The sequence below is a fragment of the Embleya sp. NPDC005971 genome, from assembly GCF_040629175.1.
Lineage (GTDB): Bacteria > Actinomycetota > Actinomycetes > Streptomycetales > Streptomycetaceae > Embleya.
This window is the reverse complement of sequence record NZ_JBEXUX010000087.1, coordinates 15,353-36,192: the sequence shown is the minus strand read 5'-3', so window position 1 is coordinate 36,192 and position 20,840 is coordinate 15,353. Positions and strand designations below refer to the sequence as shown.

The following is a 20,840-nucleotide window of genomic DNA, read 5'->3' as shown; positions in this document are numbered from 1 at the left end:
ACCTGGGCGGCGGTTCGACCGGGCTGCAGTGGATCGCCGCCGCGTACACGCTGACCTTCGCCGTCGGCCTGCGACGCACGCATCCCGCCGCCGGTTCACACCCCTGCGAGGGACGCCGCAGTACCATGTGCGGCGAACCGCATCCGCGACGCGATCGCCCGGACGGAAGAGGCCGAACCACATGACAGCGGAGTCGCCGGCACAGACCGTTCAACGCTTGTTCCCGTTGTTGGCCGAGGGCAGGACCGCAGAGGCGGCGGGATTGTTCGCCGACTCGGTGTCGTTCTCGATTCCGCACCCGCCGGGCATTCCATGGGTACCGGAGGTCGATTCGGCCGACGGCATGCGCACGTTCTTCGAACTGCTCCGGACCCACGTGCGGGCCAAGGAGTTCGACCTCCACCAGGTCGTCGCCGAGGGCGACGACGTGGTTTTCATCGGGCGGATGGTCTCCGAGGTCCGGAAGACGGGCCGCGACATCGACACCGCGTTCGCCCTGCACACCACGGTCCGAGAGGGACGGATCACCCGCTACCACCTCTACGAGGACAGCTACGCCGTGGCGCGGGCCTACTTCGACGACTGATCGCCCGGACGGACCCGCGGCCCGGCGCGAGCGTCGACGGTCGCGGCGCCGACGGCGTGGCGTCATCGGAGCTGCGGACTCCATTCGAAGAGCAGGATGGTCGCGTCGTCCCGTAGTCGGTTGCGTTGGTAGTCCAAAATGGCGTGGATGAGCAGCCGCAGCACCTCCGCCGGCCGCTGTCCGGCGGAGGAGGAGCGGATGATGAAGTCGGTGAACCGGTCGAGGCCGAACTCCGCACCGTCCGCGTCGCGAGCCTCCACCACACCGTCGGTGTAGAGCAGGACACAATCGCCCGGTTCCAGGGTCGTCTCGTGGATCTGTCGGGCCGCCGGGGCGAGTGGACCGGCCAGGCCGATCGGCGGCTGAGGGGGGCTCTCCAACGCCCGGCCGAGCACCCGCCTGGCCCGGATCAGCAGCGGTGGGGGATGACCGCAATTGACCCAGCGCAGCACCCCGGTCTCGGCGTCGAGCCGACACAGCACCCCCGTGCAGAAGTGGTCCGGCAGCCACCGGGCGAGCGCATGGTCGACGGAGTCGACGACATCGGCCAGATCGGCACCGCCCCGGCGGGCGTTGCGGGCCGCCGCCATGGCGACCGACGTGGTCAGGCCGGCAGTCAGATCGTGACCCATGGCGTCGAGGATCATGGTGTGCAGGATGTTCTTGACCACCGAGTGATCGAAGGCGTCGCCCGCCACGTCGTACGCCGGTTCCAGGACCGCGGTCGAAACACACCTGCTGCTGCCGATGGTGCGCGGTGGCAGGAAGGCCCGCAGCATCTCGGCGGGCATCGCCATGGTCGCGGTGCGGGTGCGGGCGGCGAGCCAGTCGCTGTAGGCGCGCTTCGAGGTGATCAGCATGGCGAACACGTGGGCCAGCATCCGGCTGCGACGCATGCGCACCCCGTCGAGCGAGGCGGTCCGCACCGCCAGCACGCCCAGCCGCTCCGCGCCGTCGACCAGAGGCATCCAGAGGAGCAATCCGTCCTCGGCCCCGACCACCTGCACGGAGACCGTGCGGTACGCCCAGCCGGCCGAGGAGTGGTCCACCGGCAGCGACTCCTGGGCCTCGTCGAGTGGGATGAGCAGTTGTTGCTGGAGGTCGACGAGGTAGACCGACGCGGTGTCCAGGCCGAGGGCGCGGGCGCACCGGTTCGCCAGGGCGGGCAGTTCGACCGGCAGGGCGGTCTGGGCCTCGCTGATCAGCTCGTCCAGCCGATTCTCGTCGACGATGGTGTCGGGATCCGAGGACGCGCGCGCTGTGTCCGACACGGAATCACCTCTTCCCTGCCCAGTTTCACACCGATCCCGTCCTCCCTCACGTCGGCTCGTGGCGGCGGACGCGGGCGACACCGGAGCGGCCGGCCGAACTCGGCCGGGCACACCTCCGGCGCGAGCCACGCGGTGGGCGCGCTCGTGTGGACCGTCGCCGAACGTGCGCCTCGGCCGCCCCGAGGAGGCGTCGGGAGCCGGCCACCGGCTGCACGGCGGTGCCTCGGCAACCGCCTGTGACCCGTGTGGGGGCGGGAACCACGGTGGCGCGGAGGGTGGTTGCCCATGTCTGATGACGACGTTTCTCATCCGGCTCACATCCGGCTCTCATGCCGCGTTCCTAGGCTGCCGATGACCCGAGGGAATCGGAAGGAATCGACGGACCATGAGCCAGGACCACGACGAAGGTCGACGCGTCAGCCGGCGCACCGCGCTGGCGGGCATCGGCAGCATCGGCCTGGGCGCGCTGCTCGGCGCCTGCTCGGGAGCGGACGGCGGCGGCAAGGCCCGGGCCACCACGACGACCGGAGCGACTGCCACGGTCTCGCCCCGGGCCACCACCCCCCAGGACGTCGCCAAGCTGTTCGAGGGGGCGAGCACCTGCACGCTCACTCCGCAGACCACCCAGGGCCCGTACTACTTCGACGCCGACAAGATCCGCAGCGACATCCGCGAGGAACGCGAGGGCGTCCGGCTGCGGCTGGCCGTCCGGGTCCAGGACAGTGAGACGTGCCGGGCGATCCCGAACGCGGTGGTGGAGATCTGGCACTGCGACGCGGCCGGCCTCTACTCCGGAGCCGAAACGCTCTCCGGAGGTGGTGCTCCGAGCGGCGGGGGTGGCGGTCCCGGGGGCGGTACGCCCCCGTCCGGAGCCGGCGTACCGCCCTCCCGGGCACCCGGCGGCGCACCACCCTCGGGCGCCCCGGGCGCCGGCGGGGGACAGGGGGACCTCACACCGCAGGACGACAACCGTTACCTGCGGGGCGCCCAGGTGACCGACAACCAGGGCATCGTGCAGTTCACCACCATCTGGCCGGGTTGGTACCGGGGCCGTACCGTCCACATCCACGCCATGGTGCACGTCGACAACCAACGCACGCTGACCACCCAGATGATGATGGACGAGGCGCTCAACACCGCCGTCTTCGCCCGACAGCCGTATGCCGGGCACACCGGCCGCGACACGTTCAACGACGGCGACGGCATCTACCGGCCCACCATGCTCCTCAAGGTCGTCCGGGACGACGACGGCTACCTGGGCGTGATCACGCTCGCCGCGGATCCCGACCAGGACGGCAAGTAGGCCGCCGGGCGCCGCAGCGTCACCCCGTCGGCGCCGGGTGGGCGCTCAGCAGGTGGGTGAGGTGCGGAGGGGACGGGCGGACGGGCCCGGTCGCACCGTCACCTCGCGATGCGTCAGATGCGAGTGTCCCTCGGAGCAGGCGACGACCACGCGGACCGGCGCGCCGCAGTCGTCGTGCCGTATGTCGAGCATCGGTCCCGCCGGGTCGGCCCGATGCTTCTCGCCGAACTGCTTGAGGGCCAGCAGCACCGGCCACAGGTCCCAGCCCTTCGCGGTGACCCGGTACTCGTTGCGGGTGCGCGCTCCGGGCTCTCGGTAGGGCCGGGCGGCGAGCACACCGCCGGCGACCAGTTTGCGCAGTCGGTCGGCGAGCACGGCCTCCGACAGGCCGACGTGGCGTCGGAAGTCGTCGAACCTGCGCACGCCGTTGACGGCGTCCCGCAGGATCAGCAGCGACCACTTCTCGCCCACCAGGTCGAGCGTCCGTCGGACCGGGCATTCCGAGGGGTCGATGTCCAGCCACTTCAGGTCCATGGGAGTAGTCTGACACCTGACTTCGAAAATCGCAGTCAGTCGGCGCCGTCCGCGGCGCCGGCCACACCACGCACGGACGGCCCGTCGCACCACGGCACGGCGGGAGGAAACCGGAGGACGGGGCATGGGCAGGTCGCGGACGTATACGTGGGACGACCCGGGGGTCACGGCGGCAGGCGCCGCGTCCATGGCCGGCCTCGATTTCCTGAAGGCGATGCTCGCCGGCAGACTTCCGGGGCCGCCGATAGCCGCCACCCTCGACTTCACGCTCGACGAGGTCGAGCACGGGCGCGCGGTGTTCTCCATGACGCCCGGTGAGGAGCACTACAACCCGATCGGCAGCGTGCACGGCGGCGTCTACGCGACGATGTTGGACTCGGCGGCCGGCTGCGCGGTGCACACGACGTTGCCCGCGGGCACGGCCTACACCTCGCTCGACCTGTCCACGAAGTTCCTGCGTCCGATCACCTTCGACACCGGCCGGATCCGCGCGGTGGGCCGGGTGCGCAGTCAGGGCCGCCGCACCGCGCTCGCGGAGGCCGAACTGCTGGACGCGAACGACCGCCTGCTCGCGCACGCCACGAGTAGCTGCATGATCTTCCCGATCCCGGGCGCGGGCCCGAGCGGCAAGCCGGGGGAGTGACCGCCGCGTCGCCGGCCCGATGACGATCCACCCACGACGCCACCGGCCGACTCGCCCGGATCACCAGGCCCCGCCCCGGATGCGACGGCGGGCACGCGGTGTTCCCTCGGGCGTCGGGCGGGGCGCCGAGCACCGATTCGCAGGCCCATCGGTCGACACCGCCCGTCGGGTCGTCGGTGCCGGCCGGTAGCGCCGTGAGCTCGGCGAGGGCATCCTCGCCGAGCCGGCGACGCACACCGCCGCGCCGCACCGTCCGAAGCCGCCGAACGGCGTGTGCCGCGGGCTGTCGTGCCGGTCGTCGATCCGGACCGAACCGGCCCGGAGCCGACGGGCCGCCTGCGGCGCGCGCGGCACGTCCCGCGCCCGGAAGCCCTTCCCCGTAGCCCGGGCCCTGCGCCGTTTCGCCGCCGCGGACCACCGTGGCCCTCCTTGCTGCCGCTGTCGATGGAGCCGAGCTCTCGACGCGGCCGAGGATGCGATCACGTCACGCCGGACGGCGGACGCCGGGCCGAGTCGATCTGCCACCCGGATGTTCGGGCCGTGTGCTCCGCCTCCCTTTGCCCCGTCTCCCTTTGCCCCGCCGGGCTCGGTCGACCCGTTTGACCGGTCGGGGGACTGCGATTACCTTGACTAGAATATAGATTCTAGAGGCTTCATTCTAGGATCTCGGTGATCGGAGTCGGAACATGGACGAGGACATGGGCGTGGCCGTTCGGACCGTGGCGGCGGCCGGGCCCGGTACCGGGGAGACGTTGGCGCCGTCGGTGTTGTGGAAGGCGTTTCGGGTGTTGGGGGTCTTCAGCCACAGCCGGCGGGTGCTGACCCTCGCGCAGATCGTGCGGCGCAGCGGGCTGCCCAAGTCCACCGCGCATCGGGTGTTGGCGATGTTGGTCGAGGTCGGCGCGGTCGAGCAGCACAGCGACGGCTACCGGATGGGCCTGCGGATGTTCTCGCTCGGGGCGCTGCCTCCGGAGGTCGCGTTGCGGGACGCGGCCCTGGTGCATCTGGAGGAATTGCACCGGGTGACCGGGCAGACGCTGCACCTCGCGATCCTGCGCGAGGGGGACGCCGTGTATCTGGAGAAGCTTCGCGGTCGCCGGTACGACCGTTCCCCGGCGCTGGTCGGAGGCCGGCTGCCGGCGCGGTGCACCGCGATCGGCAAGGCGATGTTGGCGTTCTCGACGGAACGCACGCTCGCCGAGTTGTCGACCGCGCCGCCGGCACCGCGCACCGCCCGGTCGCTCACCTCGATGGTGGCCCTGCGTCGCCAACTGGCCGCCGTGCGCGTCGACGGGTACGCCGTCGACCGGGAGGAGGCCGTCGACGGGTTGGCCTGCGTGGCGGTGCCGGTACTGGTCGCGGGGCGGGCCGTCGCGGCGGTGTCGATCGCCTTCGCCGCCGCCGCGGGCAGCGGGACCGTACTGGTGGACCCGCTGCGTCGCACGGCCGCCGCCATCTCCCGGTCGATCACGGCATCCTCGGCCGCCCACCTGATTCCGGCCGGTGGATAGGGTGGTGGCCATGGACAAGACGAGCGCCAACCGGGACCGGATCCTGGACGCGGCCGAGCGCCTGTTCAGCACCCGGGGCTATGCGAACGTCACGGTGGGCCAGGTCTGCCAGGCGTCCGGTTTCCCGGTGGGCTCGATCTACCACCACTTCACCAACAAATACGGCCTGTTGGCGGCGGTGTTCGAACGTTCCTCCGGATTGTTCTTCGAGTCGCTGCCGGCCGTGGACGACCTGCCCGGCGGCCCGCTCGACCGGCTCGGCGCGTTCTACGACGCCGCCGCGCACGTGATCGGCGACCGGGTGCTGTTCATGCGGCTGATGTTCCTGCTGCAGCTCCAGGAGGACGGGGACGGGACCATCACGCCGTTGGTGCACGAGGCCCGCCGCCGGGTGCGCACCGAGCTGATCTCGGTGATCGAGCCGGTCGCGCGCGACTGCGGAGTCCCCGACCCGCAGGAACTGGCGCTGGAACTGGCCGAGTTGACCATGTCGTTCACCGCCGGCCTGGTGGTGTTCACCGACGCGGAGACCGTCGGCATCCCCGCCGGCGTGCACCGGTTGCGCCAACTGGTCCTGGCCACCATCAGCGAGAGCGCCGGCCGACCGGCCACCGTCTCGTAGCCTGCAGTCGCCGGGTCGTCCACCGCCTACCGGAGACCCCCTACCGGCGACACCGGCGACCGGCGACCCTGGCGACCGCCGGCACCAACCCCCGCGTCGGCGGCGCGGGCAGGCCGAAGCGGGCCAGGAGGACCACGGTCAGCGCCACGGCCACGCCCGACCCCGACAACAGCACGATCGCGCCCTCGCGCGGCGGCCCGCCGTTCGTGGTGAACGCGGCCAGGACCGCCGCAACGAAGCTGCTCGCGGCCGCGCCGCCGATCCAACGCGTCAACGCGTTCGCGCTGTTGGCCATCCCGATCCGCGACGCGGGCACGAACCGGGCCAACAGCGACGGGATCGCGGCGTATCCCAGACTCACCATCACGCCGATCGCGAAGCTCGCCGCCACCACCTGGTACGGCCGATCGTGCGCCACGGTCAGCACGCCGAACCCGCCCACCCCGGCAACCCCGGCCGCCACCAGGGTGAAGCGGGCGCCGAAGCGCACGACCGACCGGCCGCCGATCGGCGCGGCGATCATCGCCGCGATCGTCATCGGCAGCAGGTACACCACCGAGGCGGTCAGCGCCGACGCGCCGAACCCGTAGCCCGCGGACTCCGGCCGCCCGCGCACGAGTCGGGTCAGCGTCAGCACCGCCAGGTACATCACCGCCCCCACCAGCGCGGACAACACGTTCGCCACCACGATCGGGCGCCGCCGCAACAGGTCCAGCGCCAACAGCGGGTCGCGACGGCCGCGTTCGACCCGGACGAAGACCGCCAGTACGACCGCCGCGGCAACCGCCGCGGCCGGCACGACCGGTGACGTCCAGCCCCAACTGCCGCCCTGGGACAGCGGCAACATCACCAGGACGAGACCCGTGCCCAGCACGGCGGCACCCGTGACGTCCACCCGCCCGCCATGGTCGACCACCGTCCGACGCGGTACGAAAAGCACGACCAGGAGCACCGCGCCGGCCGCCACCGCGGCACATCCCCAGAACAGCACGCGGTAGCCCGGACAAACCCGATCCAACAGGCCGGCGGCCACCGGACCCAGCCCGCCGCCCACCGCCAGTGTGCCGGACACCAGCGCCACCGCCGAGGTGAGCCGGTCGCCGCCCACCTCGCGATACAGCACGGTGACGGCCAGCGGGAACACCGCCCCCGCCGTGCCCTGCAGGGCACGCCCGAGCAGGAACAGCGGGAACGAGGAGGCGAGCGCGGACAGTACGGCGCCGAGGGTGAGCACCGCCAGGCAACACACCAGTACGCCCCGGCCGGTTCTCAGGTCGGCGATCCGGCCGAACACCGGGACGGTGACCGCCGAGGTGAGCAGGCCGGCCGTCACCGCCCAGTTCGCCGTGTCGGTCGACACCTGCAACTCCGCCGCGATATCCGGCAGTACGGGGACCACGACGGCCGGTACGGCGCCCGCCACGACCCCGGCGAAGCACAGCGCGAACAACAGCGGGCCGGACCGGGCGGCCGGCGGATCCTGAAGGCTTGGCATGGCCGCACCGTGCCGGCGCCCGGCGCGGCGAAGCGCGATTCGTTCCGCCGGCCGGGACGACCGAACGCGGATGCGATGGCGATCCGGTCGCGCCGTGTGCCGCCGTCCCGGTCACCGGAACGATCCGACCCCGGTTCGGATCGCGCGACGGAGACTCACAGCCAGTGGATGCGATCGCCGCGACGCCGCGTCCGGGCCGGTGGGTGGCCCCACCGCCCGCCCGCCCGGACGTGGCGAAGCGGCGGCGAACCGGACACCCGCGCCGCGCCGCGCGCCGGACATCCACGCGCTACGCACGATCTCCAGGCGACTCACTCAACGGAGCCGAACACATGAGCAATACGATCGTCACCTCCGATGTGCCGGTGGGGGAGTACACCCTCCGGGTCGATCGCGCCGGTCAGGGCAACGCGGAGACCATTCTCTTCCTGCACGGTTCGGGTCCCGGTGCCACCGGCATGTCGAACTTCGCGGGCACCATCGAGGCTCTGTCCGACACCTACGACTGCCTGGTCGTGGACCAGGTCGGGTGGGGCGACTCCAGCCACCCCGAGCACACCCCGCCCGGCTCCCGCCTCCGCCAGAACGTCACGGCCTGCCTGGGCCTGCTCGACGAGTTGGGCCTGGAACGGGTCCACCTGGTCGGCAACTCGCTGGGCGGCGCCCTCGCGTTGCACCTGTTGGTCCGCGCTCCCGAGCGGTTCGGCAAGGCGGTGCTGATGGGCGCTGCCGGAGCGGGCAACGCGACCACACCGCAGCCGGCCATCATGCGGCTGATCACCTTCTACGACGACCCCACCGCGCGGTCGATGGCCGAGTTGATCTCTCTCATGCTGTACGACCCCACGTTGTTCGGCGACCGGCTCGACGCCATCGCCGAGGAGCGCCTGGCGGTGGCGATCCGCCCCGAGGTGGAGCGTTCGCACCGGCAGACGTTCGCCATGGCACCCGGCGCCGGTCCCGGACTGCCCGAGATCGCCCTGAAGCGGATCACCAACGACGTGCTGCTCGTGCACGGCCGCGAGGACGTGATGGTCCCGCCCGAGGGCAGCGAGTGGTTCGCCCGCCGGATCCCCAATGCCCGCCTGTACCTGGTCCCGCAGTGCGGCCACTGGGCGCAGATCGAACAGGCCGAGCGATTCCAGGCGGTCACCCGTGCGTTCCTCGCCGGCGCCGTCTAGCCCGGTCGGAACCGGCCGCTCGCCCACCGAAAGCCCGCTAGGTGCACGGCAGTTCCACCCGCGAACCGCCGCATCTGCCGGTCGCCCCAGCCGAACCACCCCACCGAAAAGCCGTTCCCCAGCACGGTCCACCGAACAAGGGAGCAGGACCAGACCATGAGCATCGTGAGCGCCCTGGGCTACGTCGTCGTACGCGGCCCCCTGGAGGCGTGGCAGCGGTTCGGCCCCGAGATCCTCGGCTTGCAACCCGCCCCTTCGGCCGACCCGGACACCCTTCTGTTCAAGACCGACAGCCGCTCCTGGCGGCTGGCGATCGAGGCGGGCGAGCCCGCCGGCCCGCAGTCCCTGGTCGCCCTCGGCCTCGAAGTCAGGTCGGCCGACCGGCTCGAAGCCCTCGCCGACACGTTGCGCTCGGGCGGTATCGAGGTGCACGAGGACCCGGATCTGGCCGAACGCCGCCGGGTCCGCGGCCTGATCACCTTCCGCGACCCGACCGGCAACACCATCGAGGCGTACTGGGGCGCGACCGTCGACAAGAGCGGCTTCGCCTCGCCACGCGGTGTCACCTTCGTCGCCGGCGAAACCGCAGCCGGCGAGATCGGCATCGGCCACACCTTCCTGCTGGCCGACGACGTCGCCGGGGCCGCCGCCTTCTACACCGACCACCTCGGCTTCCGGCTCTCCGACACGATCGCGTTCGGCCCGCAGTCCGCACACTTCCTGCACTGCAACCCGCGTCACCACTCGATCGCCCTCGCCGCGCTCCCGGGCGCACCGGCCTCGGGCCTGGGCCACCTGATGCTCGAAGTCGACACCCTGGAAGCCGTCGGCCGCGCCCTGGACGCCGTCCAGGAACAGGAGATGCCCATCCCGCTGTCCATCGGCGAACACAGCAACGACCGGATGACCTCCTTCTACGTCCGCACCCCCTCCGGCTTCGACATCGAATACGGCTACAACGGCCGGGTCATCGACGACCGGGACTGGACCGTCAGCCACTACGAGTCGCCCAGCACCTGGGGCCACCGCTTCGCCACCCCGCCCGGCCCCGGGACCGACTGACCGAGAAAGGCCCGCCATGTTCGACGTCACCGAACTGGTCCGACCCGATCAGGGACTGATCAACCCGATCATCTACACCGACCCCGAGATCTACCAGGCCGAACTCGAACAAGTCTTCGCCCGGAGCTGGCTGTTCCTCGCCCACGACACCCAACTCCCCAAGCCGGGCAGCTTCCTGCAGACCTACATGGCCGAGGACCCGGTCCTGGTGGTCCGCCAACGGGACGGCTCCGTCAAGGCGTTCCTGAACCAGTGTCGGCATCGAGGCATGCGGATCTGCCGCGCCGACGAGGGCGTCGCCCGCGCGTTCACCTGCACCTATCACGGCTGGGGCTACAACCTGGCCGGCGAACTCGTCAACGTACCCATGCAGGACCGTGCATACCACGACGAGATCGACAAGTCGAAGTGGGGCCCGACGCAGGTGCCGCGCCTGCACAACCACAAGGGCTTCATCTTCGGCACCTGGGACGAGAGCGCCCCCTCCTTCGAGGACTACCTCGGCGACATGGTGTGGTACTTCGACGCCCTCGCCGACCGCTACGACGAGGGCCTGACCCTGGTACCCGGCGCCACCAAATGGGTCATCGACTGCAACTGGAAGTTCGCCGCCGAGCAGTTCGCGAGCGACATGTACCACGTGCCGTCCTCGCACGCCTCCGCGCTGGTCGCGCTGATCGAAGACCCGGCGGTACTCGCCGAGTTCCAGGAACAAAGTGCCGCCGCACCCGGCCGACAGTACGCCGACAACGGCCACGGCTCGGGCTTCGGACTGCGCCCCGACCTGGTACCCACCCAGGCCGGGCCGGACTTCGACGCCTGGGTCGTGGCCAACCGCGAACAGATCTACCGCCGGATCGGCGAACAGCGGGCACTGGCCGTCAACGGACACAACACCGTCTTCCCCAACTTCTCCTGGCTGACCATCAACAACACCATGCGGGTCTGGCATCCGCGCGGACCCGGCCAGATCGAGGTCTGGTCCTGGACCTACCTGCCCAAGGACGCCGACGAGCCGGCCAAGCAGGCGGTCCGCACCAGCACCATCCGTACCTTCAGCGCCGCCGGCGTGTTCGAGACCGACGACGGCGAGAACTGGACCGAGATCCAGCAGGTCCTGCGCGGCCACCAGGCACGCAGGACCACGTTCAACGCACGGATGGGCCTGGGCCACGAACGGCACGGCACCGACGGCATGCCCGGCAGGGTCACCGACGACATGTACACCGAGATGGCCGCCCGCGGCATGTACCAGCGCTGGGCCGACCTGATGGCCGGGCTGAGCTGGGCGGAGATCGCCGAGCGGGACAACGCCCGCCGGCAGCGGGAACAGGAGGCACACCGCGGATGAGCAACATCGCCGCCACCCCACCCACGCGCACCGACGTGGATGCCGAAACCCGTTACCAAATCGAGCGCTTCCTCTACCTGGAGGCCGAACTCCTGGACGACCAGCGGTTCGATGACTGGCTGCAACTCTTCGACGACGACATCCACTACTGGCTGCCGACCCGGATGACCCGAACCGTTCGCGAACGCGATCTGGAGGTCGCCGGGCCGGACGGCGCGGCCTTCTTCGACGACGACAAGGCGTTCCTGACCGGACGGGTGCGCCGGTTGGCCTCCGGCCGCTCGTGGTCGGAGGAACCCCCGTCCAGGACCCGCCGATTGATCACCAACATCCGGCCGGTCCTGCTGGACACCGGCGAGTTCGAGGTTCGGGTCAACTTCCATGTGCTGCGCAGTCGGGCCGAACGCCACCACGACACCTTCTTCGGCGAACGCACCGACCTGCTGCGCCGTGTGCCGCAGGAGCCGGGTTTCCGCATCGCCAGACGCAGGATCGTGCTGGACACCACCACGCTCCTGGCGCCGAGCATCAGCATCTTCCTATGAGCGGGATCTACCTATGAGCGAATACACCCGGGAGCCGTGGATCCGAGCCGGTCGGGTCGACGAGATCCCCGAGGATCAGGCACTGCGGCTGGACACCACCCCACCGGTGTCGGTCTTTCGGTCCGCCGGCGAGTTCTTCTGCGTCGACGACACCTGCACCCACGAGGACTTCTCCCTCGCGGACGGCTGGGTGGAGGACGGCGCGGTGGAATGTCCGCTGCACCTGGCGAAGTTCTGCCTGCGCACCGGCGCGGCACTTGCCGCACCCGCCTTCCGGCCGTTGGCCACGCACGAGGTGCGGGTCGAGGGGACGGAGGTGTACGTGCGCCTCGATCGGGACGGCGACGGCCGGATCGAGGGGCCCTGTGCGGGCGGGATCGATGCGGATGCGGACGGTTCGCACCCGGTCGGCGCGGATGTGCTCGGCTCGCGCACCGTCGGCGCGGACTCGGGCGGTCGGGACGCGGAAGGGGCCGGCCATGGGGTGGCTTGAGGGCTCGTCGATCCTGGTCACCGGCGGCGGATCCGGCGTCGGTCGGGCGGTCGTCGAACGCTTCGTCGAAGAGGGCGCGCGGGTGGTCGTGCTGGATCGCTCCGCCGAGCGACTGGCCGAACTCGCCGCCGCATTCGGTGATTCGGTTCGTACGGTGGTCGGCGACGTGACCCGCTACGAGGCCCACGAGCGTGCCTGCGCGTGCGCCGAGGAGGCGTTCGGCGGCCTGGACACCTTCGTCGGCAACGCCGGACTGTGGGACTTCGCCCGCTCGTTGACCGACACCCCCGCCGACGTCCTGGATGCCGGCTTCGACGAGTTGTTCGCGGTCAACGTCAAGGGCTACCTGTTGGGCGCGAAGGCCGCCGTACCGCTGCTGCGCAGGTCGCGCGGGAGCATCGTGTTCACCCTGTCCAACGCCTCGTTCTACCCCGGCCCAGGGGGCGGACCGGTGTACACCGCGGCCAAGCACGCGGGGCTGGGCCTGGTTCGCCAGCTCGCCTACGAACTGGCCCCGGAGATCCGGGTGAACGCGGTCGCCCCGGGCCCGATGGCGACCGGCCTGAGCGGACCGAGGGCGATGGGACTGGCGGACACCACGATCGCCCGGGAGGTGCCGATCGACCGCATCGTGACCGAGCACTCCGCGCTCGGCGTGGCGGTGCGCGCCGAGGACGGCGTCGGGCCGTACGTGCTGCTCGCCGCACGGGAGTCGGCGACCACGACGGGAGCGGTGATCGACATCAGCACCACCGGCATCCCGCGCCGGCGTCCCGCCCCCGGAGCACAGGCCGGGTGACCCGCCGCGATTGACGGTCCGAACGCGTCGACCGGCGTGCCCATTCGGCACGCCGGTCGACGCGTTGTGCGTGGGTCGGCACCGGGCCTCGTCCGGGGACACCGTGCGGCGTGCGCGAGCGTTGTGGTCCGCGGACAACGGCCCTCACCGGCACCGCTGTTGGGGCAAGCGACTTCCGGCCCGGGGAGCACGGTCGGACGCGAAGGCCGCCCCGCCCACGACGCAGTGTCGCGGGCGGGGCGGCCTTCGCCTCGGGGTTGCCGGGTTACGGTACTTCCTTGCTGCTCGCGATGCTCGTGCCGGCCGTGTGGGGTGGGCGGGTCTCGGGGCGGGATCGGAGCCGGGCCGCCAAGGGGCCGGGTGCGGTGGAGGGTTTGGCCAGGGCCCGCAGGTCGGTCGTGGGGGAGGCCAGCGCGGCGGCGTCCACGGGCAGGCGACGTTCGATGAGCGCGCGTGCGGCGCGCAGTTCGCGCGGACGGTCCAGGCCGGCAGCGGCGATCAGCACGCCCGCGCGGGTCCAGAAGCCGAGGAAGCCGCCGTCCGCCGGCCCGCCCGCCTCGGCCGGGTCCACCGGGTCCACCACGTTCGTGGCCTCGACGCGCAGGACGAACTCGTCGCCGGGGGCCGGGCGTCCGTACATCTGCAGGGTCCGGCCGTACTGTTCGGAGTAGAAGTAGGGCAGCGCGGTGTGGCTCTCCGGGACACCGGCGAGCACGGCGCCGGCGACCGCGCCCTGCTGCACGGCGTTGTCCCAGTGCTCGATCCGGCCCCGGGCGGGCAGGTGCGGATGCGGCTGGTTGGTGGCGTCGCCGGCGGCGAGGATCCACGGCACGCTGGTGTGGCAGTGCCGGTCGACGACAATGCCGTCCTCGCAGAGCACGCCGGCGGCCTCGGCGAGCGCGGTGTCGGGCCGCACCCCGACCCCGACCACCACGGTCGCGGCCGGCAACATCCGTCCGTCGGTCAGCCGGACCCCGGTGACGTGGGTCGTGCCGGTGAACGCGGTCACCGACACCGAGGTCAGCAGCCGCACCCCGGCACGCTCGTGCAGCGCGGTCACCCGCGATGCCAACACCGGGCCGAGCGGACCCGCCAACGGTCGGGCGCCCGTCTCGACCACGGTGACGTCCAGGCCCGCCTCGCGCGCGACCGCGGCGACCTCCAGGCCGATGAAGCCGCCGCCGACCACGACCACCGGCCCGCCGGCGCGCAGCCGGGCGGCGAGGGCTCGGGCGTCGCGCACGTCCCGCAGGGTCAGTACGCCGGGTAGTTCGGCGCCCGGCACCGGCAGGGTGCGCGCGAGCACGCCGGTGGCCAGCAGCACTCGATCGGCGTACAGCGTCTGCCCGTCGTCCAGTTCGACGGCCCGACGGTCGGGGTCCAGGGCCAGGACGCGGGTGCCCGTCAGCAGGGTGATGCGGTGCTCGGCATACGCCTGCCGGGGCAGGATCGCATGCAGGAAGGCGTGCTCGCCGCCGGCCAACGCCTTCGACAACGGCGGTCGCTCATAGGGGAGTTCGTCGCCCGCCTCGACGACGGTGACGCGCCCGGCGAAGCCGTGCCGGCGCAGGGCGAGCGCGGCGGAGATGCCGGCCGCGCTCCCTCCGACGATGACCAGGTGCTGCGTCTCGTCGCCCATGTGTACCTCCGGTCTCCCCGTCCCGCACGGGACGGAAGGCCGCAAGGCTATGAACGGATCCCGCCCCGCACAGCGGACCGTCCCGACGGCCGGAACACGTCCGTGCACTGCCCGGGCTTGCCCCACGCGGGGCGGGACGGCGCCGTCGGCCGGGCGGAGCCGAGGGTCGGCGGCACGCCCGGATCCGGAATGCGCCCCGGCCCGGTACGCCCGGGACGCCGCCCCCCACCCGGAGCAAGCACCGGCTTCGCCGGCCGCGCCCGGTGCGGCGCCCCAGTGCGAGCGAGGACCCGCGACGACCTCGCGGGAGCGGTTTCGCGTGGGCGCCGACAATGGCCCGGCCCGGCTCCGGGTGGGACGCGTGGGGAGCGCGCATCGACGGCGGCCCGTGACTTCGTAGGGTTGGACATGCGTCCGGTTCGCGGACGCCTGTCCGTTGCGTGGGCCCACGGGGCCGTCCGCGGGCGGAACGGATCGGCACGACGAGGAGTCGGGGATGGCAAGGCGTCAGCAGGAGATCTCGGAGGAGACGCGCAGGCGTCTGGTGGAGGCCGCGTTCGAGCTCGTCGCGGACGGCGGGGCCGCGGCCATGTCGATCCAGGCGGTGGCGAACGGGTCGGGGATCAGTCGGGGCTCGGTGGCCTGGCATTTCGGGTCGAAGGACGGCCTGTTGGTGGCCGTGGTGGAGGAGGCGTTCCGCCGCGGTACCGAGTTCCTCGAGGCCCGACTCGCCGAGGGGCCGCCCGGCGCGGCGGCGCTGACCGCGGCCAACTTCGCGTTGATGTCGCGGCCCGAGGCCCGGATCTACGCCACGTTGCTGCTGGACGCGGTGAGTCGGGAGTCCGCGGTGGGACGGGCGTATGCCGCGCAGTATGTCGCGCTGCGCCGGATGTACGCGGACTATCTGCGCGAGGTGACCCCCTCGGTCACGGACGGCCTGGACCCCGATGCGGTGGCGGTGGCGATGCTCGGTACGAGCCTGGGCATCAACCTCCAGCATCGGCTGGATCCCGCGGCGGTCGATCGGGCCGAGGCGGTCCGGGCGGTGGAGACGATCTACTCCCGGGCGCTGCCCACCGCCCCGGGCGGAGCCGCGCCTCGGGGCTGACCGAACCGGATCGCCCCGTCGATCACCTGCCGGCCGACACTTGCTGTGTTGAGCGTCCAAGTTTATGTTGGGTGTCCAACGAAAGGCAGGTGTCGTCGCCATGCAGTTGATCGATCTCACCAGAACGCTGGATCCGGCCGACCGCGACCGGCTACCGGAGGAACTGCGCGCGCTGGCGGGGGTGGTGGCGCCGGAGGTGACGTACGCGCACCCGGCCGGTGACGGCCGGCAGGAATTCGCCCGGGCCCTGGGGTGCCGGATCGAGGACCTGCCGGACGGCGAGGGATGGGGCTCGGAAACCCTCGCCGACTTCAGCTCCCACCTGGGCACGCACGTCGACGCGCCGCTGCACTACGGCTCGACGTGCGAGGGTCGCCCCGCGCGCACCATCACCGACATCGCCCTGGACGAACTGTGGTGCGAGGCGATCGTGCTCGACCTGCGCGACCGCTGCCGGCCGAACACCGCGATCCCGGTCGCGGCGCTGCGCGCGGCCGTCGAGGACACCGGCGCCGAGGTGCCCCCGGGCGGAGCGGTGCTGTTGCGCACCGGCCAGGAGGGCTTCGGGCCGGGCGACCCGGAGTTCTTCCGCTACCCGGGGATGAGCCGCGAGGGAACCCTGTTCCTGGCCGACCTGGGCGCCAAGGTCCTCGGGTCGGACGCCGCCGGCTGGGACCTGCCGTTCGGCGTGATGGCGCACGCCTTCCGCGAGAGCGGCGACAACGCGGTGCTGTGGGACGGGCACCGGGCCGGCCGCGAACGCGAGGTCTTCATCGTCCAGCAACTCACCAATCTGGCCGCCCTTCCCTCGGCCCGATTCAAGGTGGCGTTCTTCCCGCTGAAGCTGGCTCGGGCCAGTGCCGCCCCCGCCCGCGTCGTCGCGTTCGTGTGACCCCGACCCTTTCGCCAGGAGGCCCATCGTGAAACTCGCCACCGTCGCCTACGACGCGACCGACCACGCGGCCGTGGTGCTGGAGGACGGACAACGCCTCGTCCTCCTGGACCGCGCCGGCTACGTCCTGCCCGCAAACACCGCGCCGTTGCTGCGTTCGGTCCTGGACGTCATCGAGGGCGGCGACCGCGCCCGGGAGGCCATCGACCGCGTCCTCGCCGACCCGCCCGAGGCGGCCGTCGTCGACATGGCCCACGTTCGCTGGCGCTCGCCGCTGCCGAACCCGCCGCAGATCCGCGACTTCGGCGGCTTCATGGACCACTTCCGCAACGCCCGAGCCCGGATCGAGGGCGTGCCCGTACACAGCGTCGAACTGTCCCGGGTGCAACAGGAGCGCCCGCTGTACTACATCGCCAACCGCCTCGCGATCGCCGGCCACGAGAACGAGGTGCGCTGGCCCGCGTACTCGACGGTGCGCGACTACGAACTGGAGTTCGCCTGCGTCCTGGGTCGCGGCGGCACGGACATCCCCCGCGAGCGGGCCGCCGAACACATCTTCGGCTACACCATCTTCAACGACTTCACCGCGCGCGACACCCAACGCGAGGAGATGGCCACCGGACTGGGCCTGAGCAAATCCAAGGACTTCACCGACGCGAACGTGCTCGGTCCCTGGATCGTCACCGCCGACGAACTGAGCGACCCCTACCGGCTGTCCATGGTGGCCCGGATCAACGGCACCGAGGTCAGCCGGGGCACCAGCGCCGACATGGATCACACCTTCGCCGACATGATCGCGTTCGCCTCCACCTCCACCCGGCTGTACCCGGGGGAGGTGTTGTGCTCGGGAACGGTGCCCACCGGCTGCGGGATCGAACACGGCCGATTCCTGGAACCCGGCGACACCGTCGAACTGGAGGTCTCCGACATCGGCGTCCTGCGCAACACGGTGGTGACCGCGTGACCGCGTCCGCAGGCACCGACGACGTGCTGATCACCGGCGTCGGCTGCACCCCGTTCGGTCGGCACGTCGGCCGCACCGCCGCCGAACTCGCCGGATCGGCCGTCACCGACGCACTGGGCGACGCGGGTGTCGCCCGCCACGAGATCGGCGCCGTCTTCTACGCCAACGTCAGCCAGAAGGCACTCGAGGGACAACACATGATCCCCGGCCAGGTGGCCCTGCGCCCGCTGGGCCTGGACCGGGCCCCGGTGATCAACGTCGAGAACGCCTGCGCCGGCGGGGCCACCGCCCTGTGGCTGGCCATCGCGCACGTACGCGCCGGCATGTCCGACACGGCCCTGGCCGTCGGCGTCGACAAACTGGTGTGCGCCGACGCGGCACGCGGACTGGCCGTCTTCGACGGCGCCTTGGACGTGCACCGCCGCGAGGAGACGCTCGCCGGACTGCGCGCCCTGGCCCCGGAGGACACGCCGTCGGGCACCGAAGCGGCCCCCGGCGCCGGCGAGCGGTCGGTGTTCATGGACATCTACGCCTGCCTGGCCCGCGCCCACATGCGCCGCTTCGGCACCACCCGCGAACAGTTGGCCGCCGTCGCCGCCAAGAACCACGCGCACTCCGTGCACAACCCCCGCGCGCAGTTCCGCAAGTCCTTCACCGTCGACCAGGTCCTCGCCGCACGCGAGGTGGCCCGGCCGCTCACCGTGCCGATGTGCTCGCCCGTCAGCGACGGGGCAGCCGCCGTCGTGGTGACGCGCGCCGCCGCCGCGCGGGCCCGGACCAGCGGCAACGCGCGAGCCGTCCGCGTCCTGGCCAGTGCCCTCGTCTCCGGGAGCGAGCGCGCCGCCGACCTGGTCGAGCAGCACATCGGCCGCCGCGCCGCCCTCGCCGCATACGAACAGGCGGGCCTGGGACCCCGGGACGTCGACGTCGCCGAAGTCCACGACGCCACCGCGTTCGGCGAGATCCAACAAGTCGAGAACCTCGGCTTCTGCGCCATCGGCGCCGGCGGCCCCTGGTCGTCGTCCGGCGCCGGCGCGCTCGGCGGCCACCTGCCGATCAACCCGTCCGGCGGCCTGGAATCGCGCGGACACCCGGTATCGGCCACCGGCCTCGCGCAGATCTTCGAACTGGTCACCCAACTGCGCGGCGAGGCCGGCCCCCGCCAGGTCCCCCGCGCCCGGATCGCCGTCGCGGAGAACGGCGGCGGACTGTACGGCATCGAGGAAGCCGTCGCCGCCGTCACCATCCTGGGAGGCACCCGATGACCACCACACCCGACGGCTTCGACGCCGTGCACCACGACGCCGGCTATGCCCGACTGGTGTTGTCCGCGCTGCGTCGCCACCCCGACCGCGAGGCGTTCCGGTGGCACGAGGACGGTCGGCGGCACACGCTCACCTACCGTGCCGCCGCCGACCGCATCGAACGCGTCGCCGCCGTCCTGGGGCGGCACGGGCCGGCCCCCGACCGCGCGGTGGCCCTGCTCACCGGACCCCGACCCGAGGCGTTCACCGTCATGGTCGCCGCGTGCCTGGCGGGCGTCCGGTTCACCGCGCTGCACCCGCTCGGCAGCAGCGAGAACGACGCGTACGTGCTCCGCGACAGCGGCGCCGACCTGCTCGTCGTCGACGACACCCGATTCGCCGACCGCGCCGCCGCGGCGAGCGCCGGCACCAGGGTCCTGACCCTGTCCGAACTCGCCGACCTGGCCGAGCACATCGTCCCCACACCCCGAGACCCACGCGGACCCGCCCGCTACCTCTTCTACACCGGCGGCACCACCGGCGAACCCAAAGGCGTCGTCCTCGGCGACCGTTCCCTCACCGCCAACGCCTGGGCCGGTACCACGTGGGCCTGGCCCGAGCGCACCACCTTCCTCGTCACCACGCCCATGTCGCACGCCGCCGGCCTGCTGATCGCCCCCGGACTGCTGCGCGGCGCGACCTTCGTGATCCATCCCGGGTTCGACCCGGACCGCGTCCTGGACGCCATCGAGCACGAGGGCGTCAACACCACGTTCGTGGTGCCCACCATGCTCTACACGCTCCTCGACCACCCGCGTACCCGGACCGCCGACCTGTCCGCCCTGGCCTGGATCCTCTACGGCGCCGCGCCCACCAGCCCGACCCGATTGCTCCAGGCCCGGGACCGGTTCGGGCCGATCCTCAGCCAGCACTACGGCCAGGCCGAGGCGCCCAACGCGCTGACCGTGCTCGACCCCGACGAGCATCGCGACGACGACCTCGCCGTTCTGGCCTCGTGCGGACGCCCGATCCCGGGAACCGAGATCGTGCTGCTCGACCCCGACGGCCACCCGGTCGCGGCCGGCGAACCGGGCGAGATCTGCGTACGCGGCCCGCTGGTCATGGACGGCTACTGGAACAAACCCGACCAGACGCGCGCGGCGCTTCGCGACGGGTGGCTGCACACCGGCGACATCGCCCGAGCCGACCCGTCGGGCCGGCTGACCATCGTCGATCGCCTCAAGGACGTGATCATCACCGGCGGATTCAACGTCTACCCGCGCGAGGTCGAGGACGTCCTCGCCGAGCACCCGGCCGTCGCGTACTGCGCCGTCTACGGAGAACCCGACCCGCACTGGGGCGAGGCGGTCGCCGCCGCCGTCGTGCTGCATCCCGGCCACGACGTCTCCGCCGGCGAACTCGCCGACCACGTACGCCGGGCCAAGGGCGGCGTCTGGACGCCCAAACACATCAGCCTGCGCGAGACACTGCCGCTCACCGCTCTCGGCAAGGTCGACAAGAAGGCACTGCGGGCGCAGTGAACCGCAGGGCGCGACACCCGCCCGACAGGACCACGTCCACGCGGCGCGTTCGAGAC

General features: G+C 71.9%; 21 protein-coding genes. 17 read left to right on the top strand and 4 right to left on the bottom strand.

The window, feature by feature from the left end; translation table 11 throughout:
• Both ABZ374_RS42775 and ABZ374_RS42770 read left to right on the top strand, forming a co-directional pair.
• Positions 1–185, top strand: a 185-nt coding sequence (locus tag ABZ374_RS42775) for a hypothetical protein (protein WP_360322955.1), incomplete at its 5' end; no start/stop codon positions are given.
• A gap of 32 nt (positions 186–217) precedes the next feature.
• The gene (locus tag ABZ374_RS42770) at positions 218–586 is read left to right on the top strand and encodes a nuclear transport factor 2 family protein (RefSeq protein ID WP_360322953.1); all 369 of its coding nucleotides are present in this window, start codon (positions 218–220) and stop codon (positions 584–586) included.
• A gap of 62 nt (positions 587–648) precedes the next feature.
• Here the strand turns inward: ABZ374_RS42770 and ABZ374_RS42765 are convergent, their stop codons facing one another.
• Positions 649–1,857, bottom strand: coding sequence for a PP2C family protein-serine/threonine phosphatase (locus tag ABZ374_RS42765; protein ID WP_360322951.1), 1,209 nt, complete (start codon positions 1,855–1,857; stop codon positions 649–651).
• A gap of 385 nt (positions 1,858–2,242) precedes the next feature.
• Between ABZ374_RS42765 and ABZ374_RS42760 the strand changes: the two genes are divergently transcribed.
• Positions 2,243–3,160: a protocatechuate dioxygenase gene (locus ABZ374_RS42760; RefSeq protein ID WP_360322949.1), complete on the top strand. Its 918-nt coding sequence runs from the start codon at positions 2,243–2,245 to the stop codon at positions 3,158–3,160.
• A 45-nt stretch (positions 3,161–3,205) separates the two neighbouring features.
• Here ABZ374_RS42760 and ABZ374_RS42755 read toward each other — a convergent pair whose 3' ends face one another.
• Entirely contained in the window at positions 3,206–3,688 is a 483-nt protein-coding gene (locus ABZ374_RS42755) for a helix-turn-helix domain-containing protein (protein ID WP_360322957.1), read from the bottom strand.
• 130 nt (positions 3,689–3,818) lie between these two features.
• Between ABZ374_RS42755 and ABZ374_RS42750 the strand changes: the two genes are divergently transcribed.
• The 3 genes from ABZ374_RS42750 to ABZ374_RS42740 all read left to right on the top strand — a co-directional run bounded on the left by ABZ374_RS42750 (position 3,819) and on the right by ABZ374_RS42740 (position 6,470).
• The gene (locus ABZ374_RS42750; protein ID WP_360322947.1) at positions 3,819–4,337 is read left to right on the top strand and encodes a PaaI family thioesterase; all 519 of its coding nucleotides are present in this window, start codon (positions 3,819–3,821) and stop codon (positions 4,335–4,337) included.
• Positions 4,338–5,023: 686 nt separating this feature from the next.
• On the top strand, positions 5,024–5,848 hold the full coding sequence (locus ABZ374_RS42745; RefSeq protein WP_360322945.1) for an IclR family transcriptional regulator: 825 nt from the start codon (positions 5,024–5,026) through the stop codon (positions 5,846–5,848).
• 10 nt (positions 5,849–5,858) lie between these two features.
• Complete coding sequence (locus ABZ374_RS42740; RefSeq protein WP_360322943.1) at positions 5,859–6,470, top strand: TetR/AcrR family transcriptional regulator; 612 nt, start codon at positions 5,859–5,861, stop codon at positions 6,468–6,470.
• A gap of 40 nt (positions 6,471–6,510) precedes the next feature.
• On the opposite strand, the gene ABZ374_RS42735 is transcribed toward ABZ374_RS42740, so the two are convergent.
• Entirely contained in the window at positions 6,511–7,965 is a 1,455-nt protein-coding gene (locus tag ABZ374_RS42735) for an MFS transporter (protein ID WP_360322941.1), read from the bottom strand.
• Between the two features lie 332 nt (positions 7,966–8,297).
• Between ABZ374_RS42735 and ABZ374_RS42730 the strand changes: the two genes are divergently transcribed.
• From ABZ374_RS42730 to hcaB, 6 genes are all read left to right on the top strand, one after another.
• A complete protein-coding gene (locus tag ABZ374_RS42730) occupies positions 8,298–9,146 on the top strand; it encodes an alpha/beta hydrolase (RefSeq protein WP_360322939.1) in 849 nt (282 codons plus the stop codon).
• Positions 9,147–9,302: 156 nt separating this feature from the next.
• Positions 9,303–10,208 (top strand): VOC family protein, encoded by a 906-nt coding sequence (locus ABZ374_RS42725; protein WP_360322937.1) that lies wholly within the window; start codon positions 9,303–9,305, stop codon positions 10,206–10,208.
• A 16-nt stretch (positions 10,209–10,224) separates the two neighbouring features.
• The gene (locus ABZ374_RS42720) at positions 10,225–11,559 is read left to right on the top strand and encodes an aromatic ring-hydroxylating dioxygenase subunit alpha (RefSeq protein ID WP_360322935.1); all 1,335 of its coding nucleotides are present in this window, start codon (positions 10,225–10,227) and stop codon (positions 11,557–11,559) included.
• Positions 11,556–12,104 (top strand): aromatic-ring-hydroxylating dioxygenase subunit beta, encoded by a 549-nt coding sequence (locus ABZ374_RS42715; RefSeq protein ID WP_360322933.1) that lies wholly within the window; start codon positions 11,556–11,558, stop codon positions 12,102–12,104. Before ABZ374_RS42720 ends, ABZ374_RS42715 begins: the two co-directional genes overlap by 4 nt.
• 13 nt (positions 12,105–12,117) lie before the next feature.
• A complete protein-coding gene (locus tag ABZ374_RS42710; protein WP_360322931.1) occupies positions 12,118–12,597 on the top strand; it encodes a bifunctional 3-phenylpropionate/cinnamic acid dioxygenase ferredoxin subunit in 480 nt (159 codons plus the stop codon).
• Entirely contained in the window at positions 12,584–13,396 is an 813-nt protein-coding gene (hcaB, locus tag ABZ374_RS42705; protein WP_360322929.1) for a 3-(cis-5,6-dihydroxycyclohexa-1,3-dien-1-yl)propanoate dehydrogenase, read from the top strand. The genes ABZ374_RS42710 and hcaB overlap by 14 nt, the downstream gene beginning before the upstream one ends.
• A gap of 265 nt (positions 13,397–13,661) precedes the next feature.
• Here hcaB and ABZ374_RS42700 read toward each other — a convergent pair whose 3' ends face one another.
• Complete coding sequence (locus tag ABZ374_RS42700) at positions 13,662–15,035, bottom strand: FAD-dependent oxidoreductase (RefSeq protein WP_360322927.1); 1,374 nt, start codon at positions 15,033–15,035, stop codon at positions 13,662–13,664.
• Positions 15,036–15,531: 496 nt separating this feature from the next.
• Here ABZ374_RS42700 and ABZ374_RS42695 point away from each other — a divergent pair, with 496 nt between their 5' ends.
• The 5 genes from ABZ374_RS42695 (at position 15,532) to ABZ374_RS42675 (ending at position 20,784) form a co-directional block, all read left to right on the top strand.
• Positions 15,532–16,143, top strand: a complete 612-nt coding sequence (locus ABZ374_RS42695) for a TetR/AcrR family transcriptional regulator (protein ID WP_360322925.1) — start codon at positions 15,532–15,534, stop codon at positions 16,141–16,143.
• 100 nt (positions 16,144–16,243) lie between these two features.
• On the top strand, positions 16,244–17,035 hold the full coding sequence (locus tag ABZ374_RS42690) for a cyclase family protein (RefSeq protein WP_360322923.1): 792 nt from the start codon (positions 16,244–16,246) through the stop codon (positions 17,033–17,035).
• A 28-nt stretch (positions 17,036–17,063) separates the two neighbouring features.
• Positions 17,064–17,999 carry a fumarylacetoacetate hydrolase family protein gene (locus tag ABZ374_RS42685; RefSeq protein ID WP_360322921.1) on the top strand — a complete coding sequence of 312 codons (936 nt, stop codon included), beginning with the start codon at positions 17,064–17,066 and terminating at the stop codon, positions 17,997–17,999.
• Positions 17,996–19,264 carry a thiolase family protein gene (locus ABZ374_RS42680; RefSeq protein WP_360322919.1) on the top strand — a complete coding sequence of 423 codons (1,269 nt, stop codon included), beginning with the start codon at positions 17,996–17,998 and terminating at the stop codon, positions 19,262–19,264. Before ABZ374_RS42685 ends, ABZ374_RS42680 begins: the two co-directional genes overlap by 4 nt.
• On the top strand, positions 19,261–20,784 hold the full coding sequence (locus ABZ374_RS42675) for an AMP-binding protein (RefSeq protein ID WP_360322917.1): 1,524 nt from the start codon (positions 19,261–19,263) through the stop codon (positions 20,782–20,784). Before ABZ374_RS42680 ends, ABZ374_RS42675 begins: the two co-directional genes overlap by 4 nt.
• The last annotated feature ends 56 nt before the right edge of the window (positions 20,785–20,840 follow it).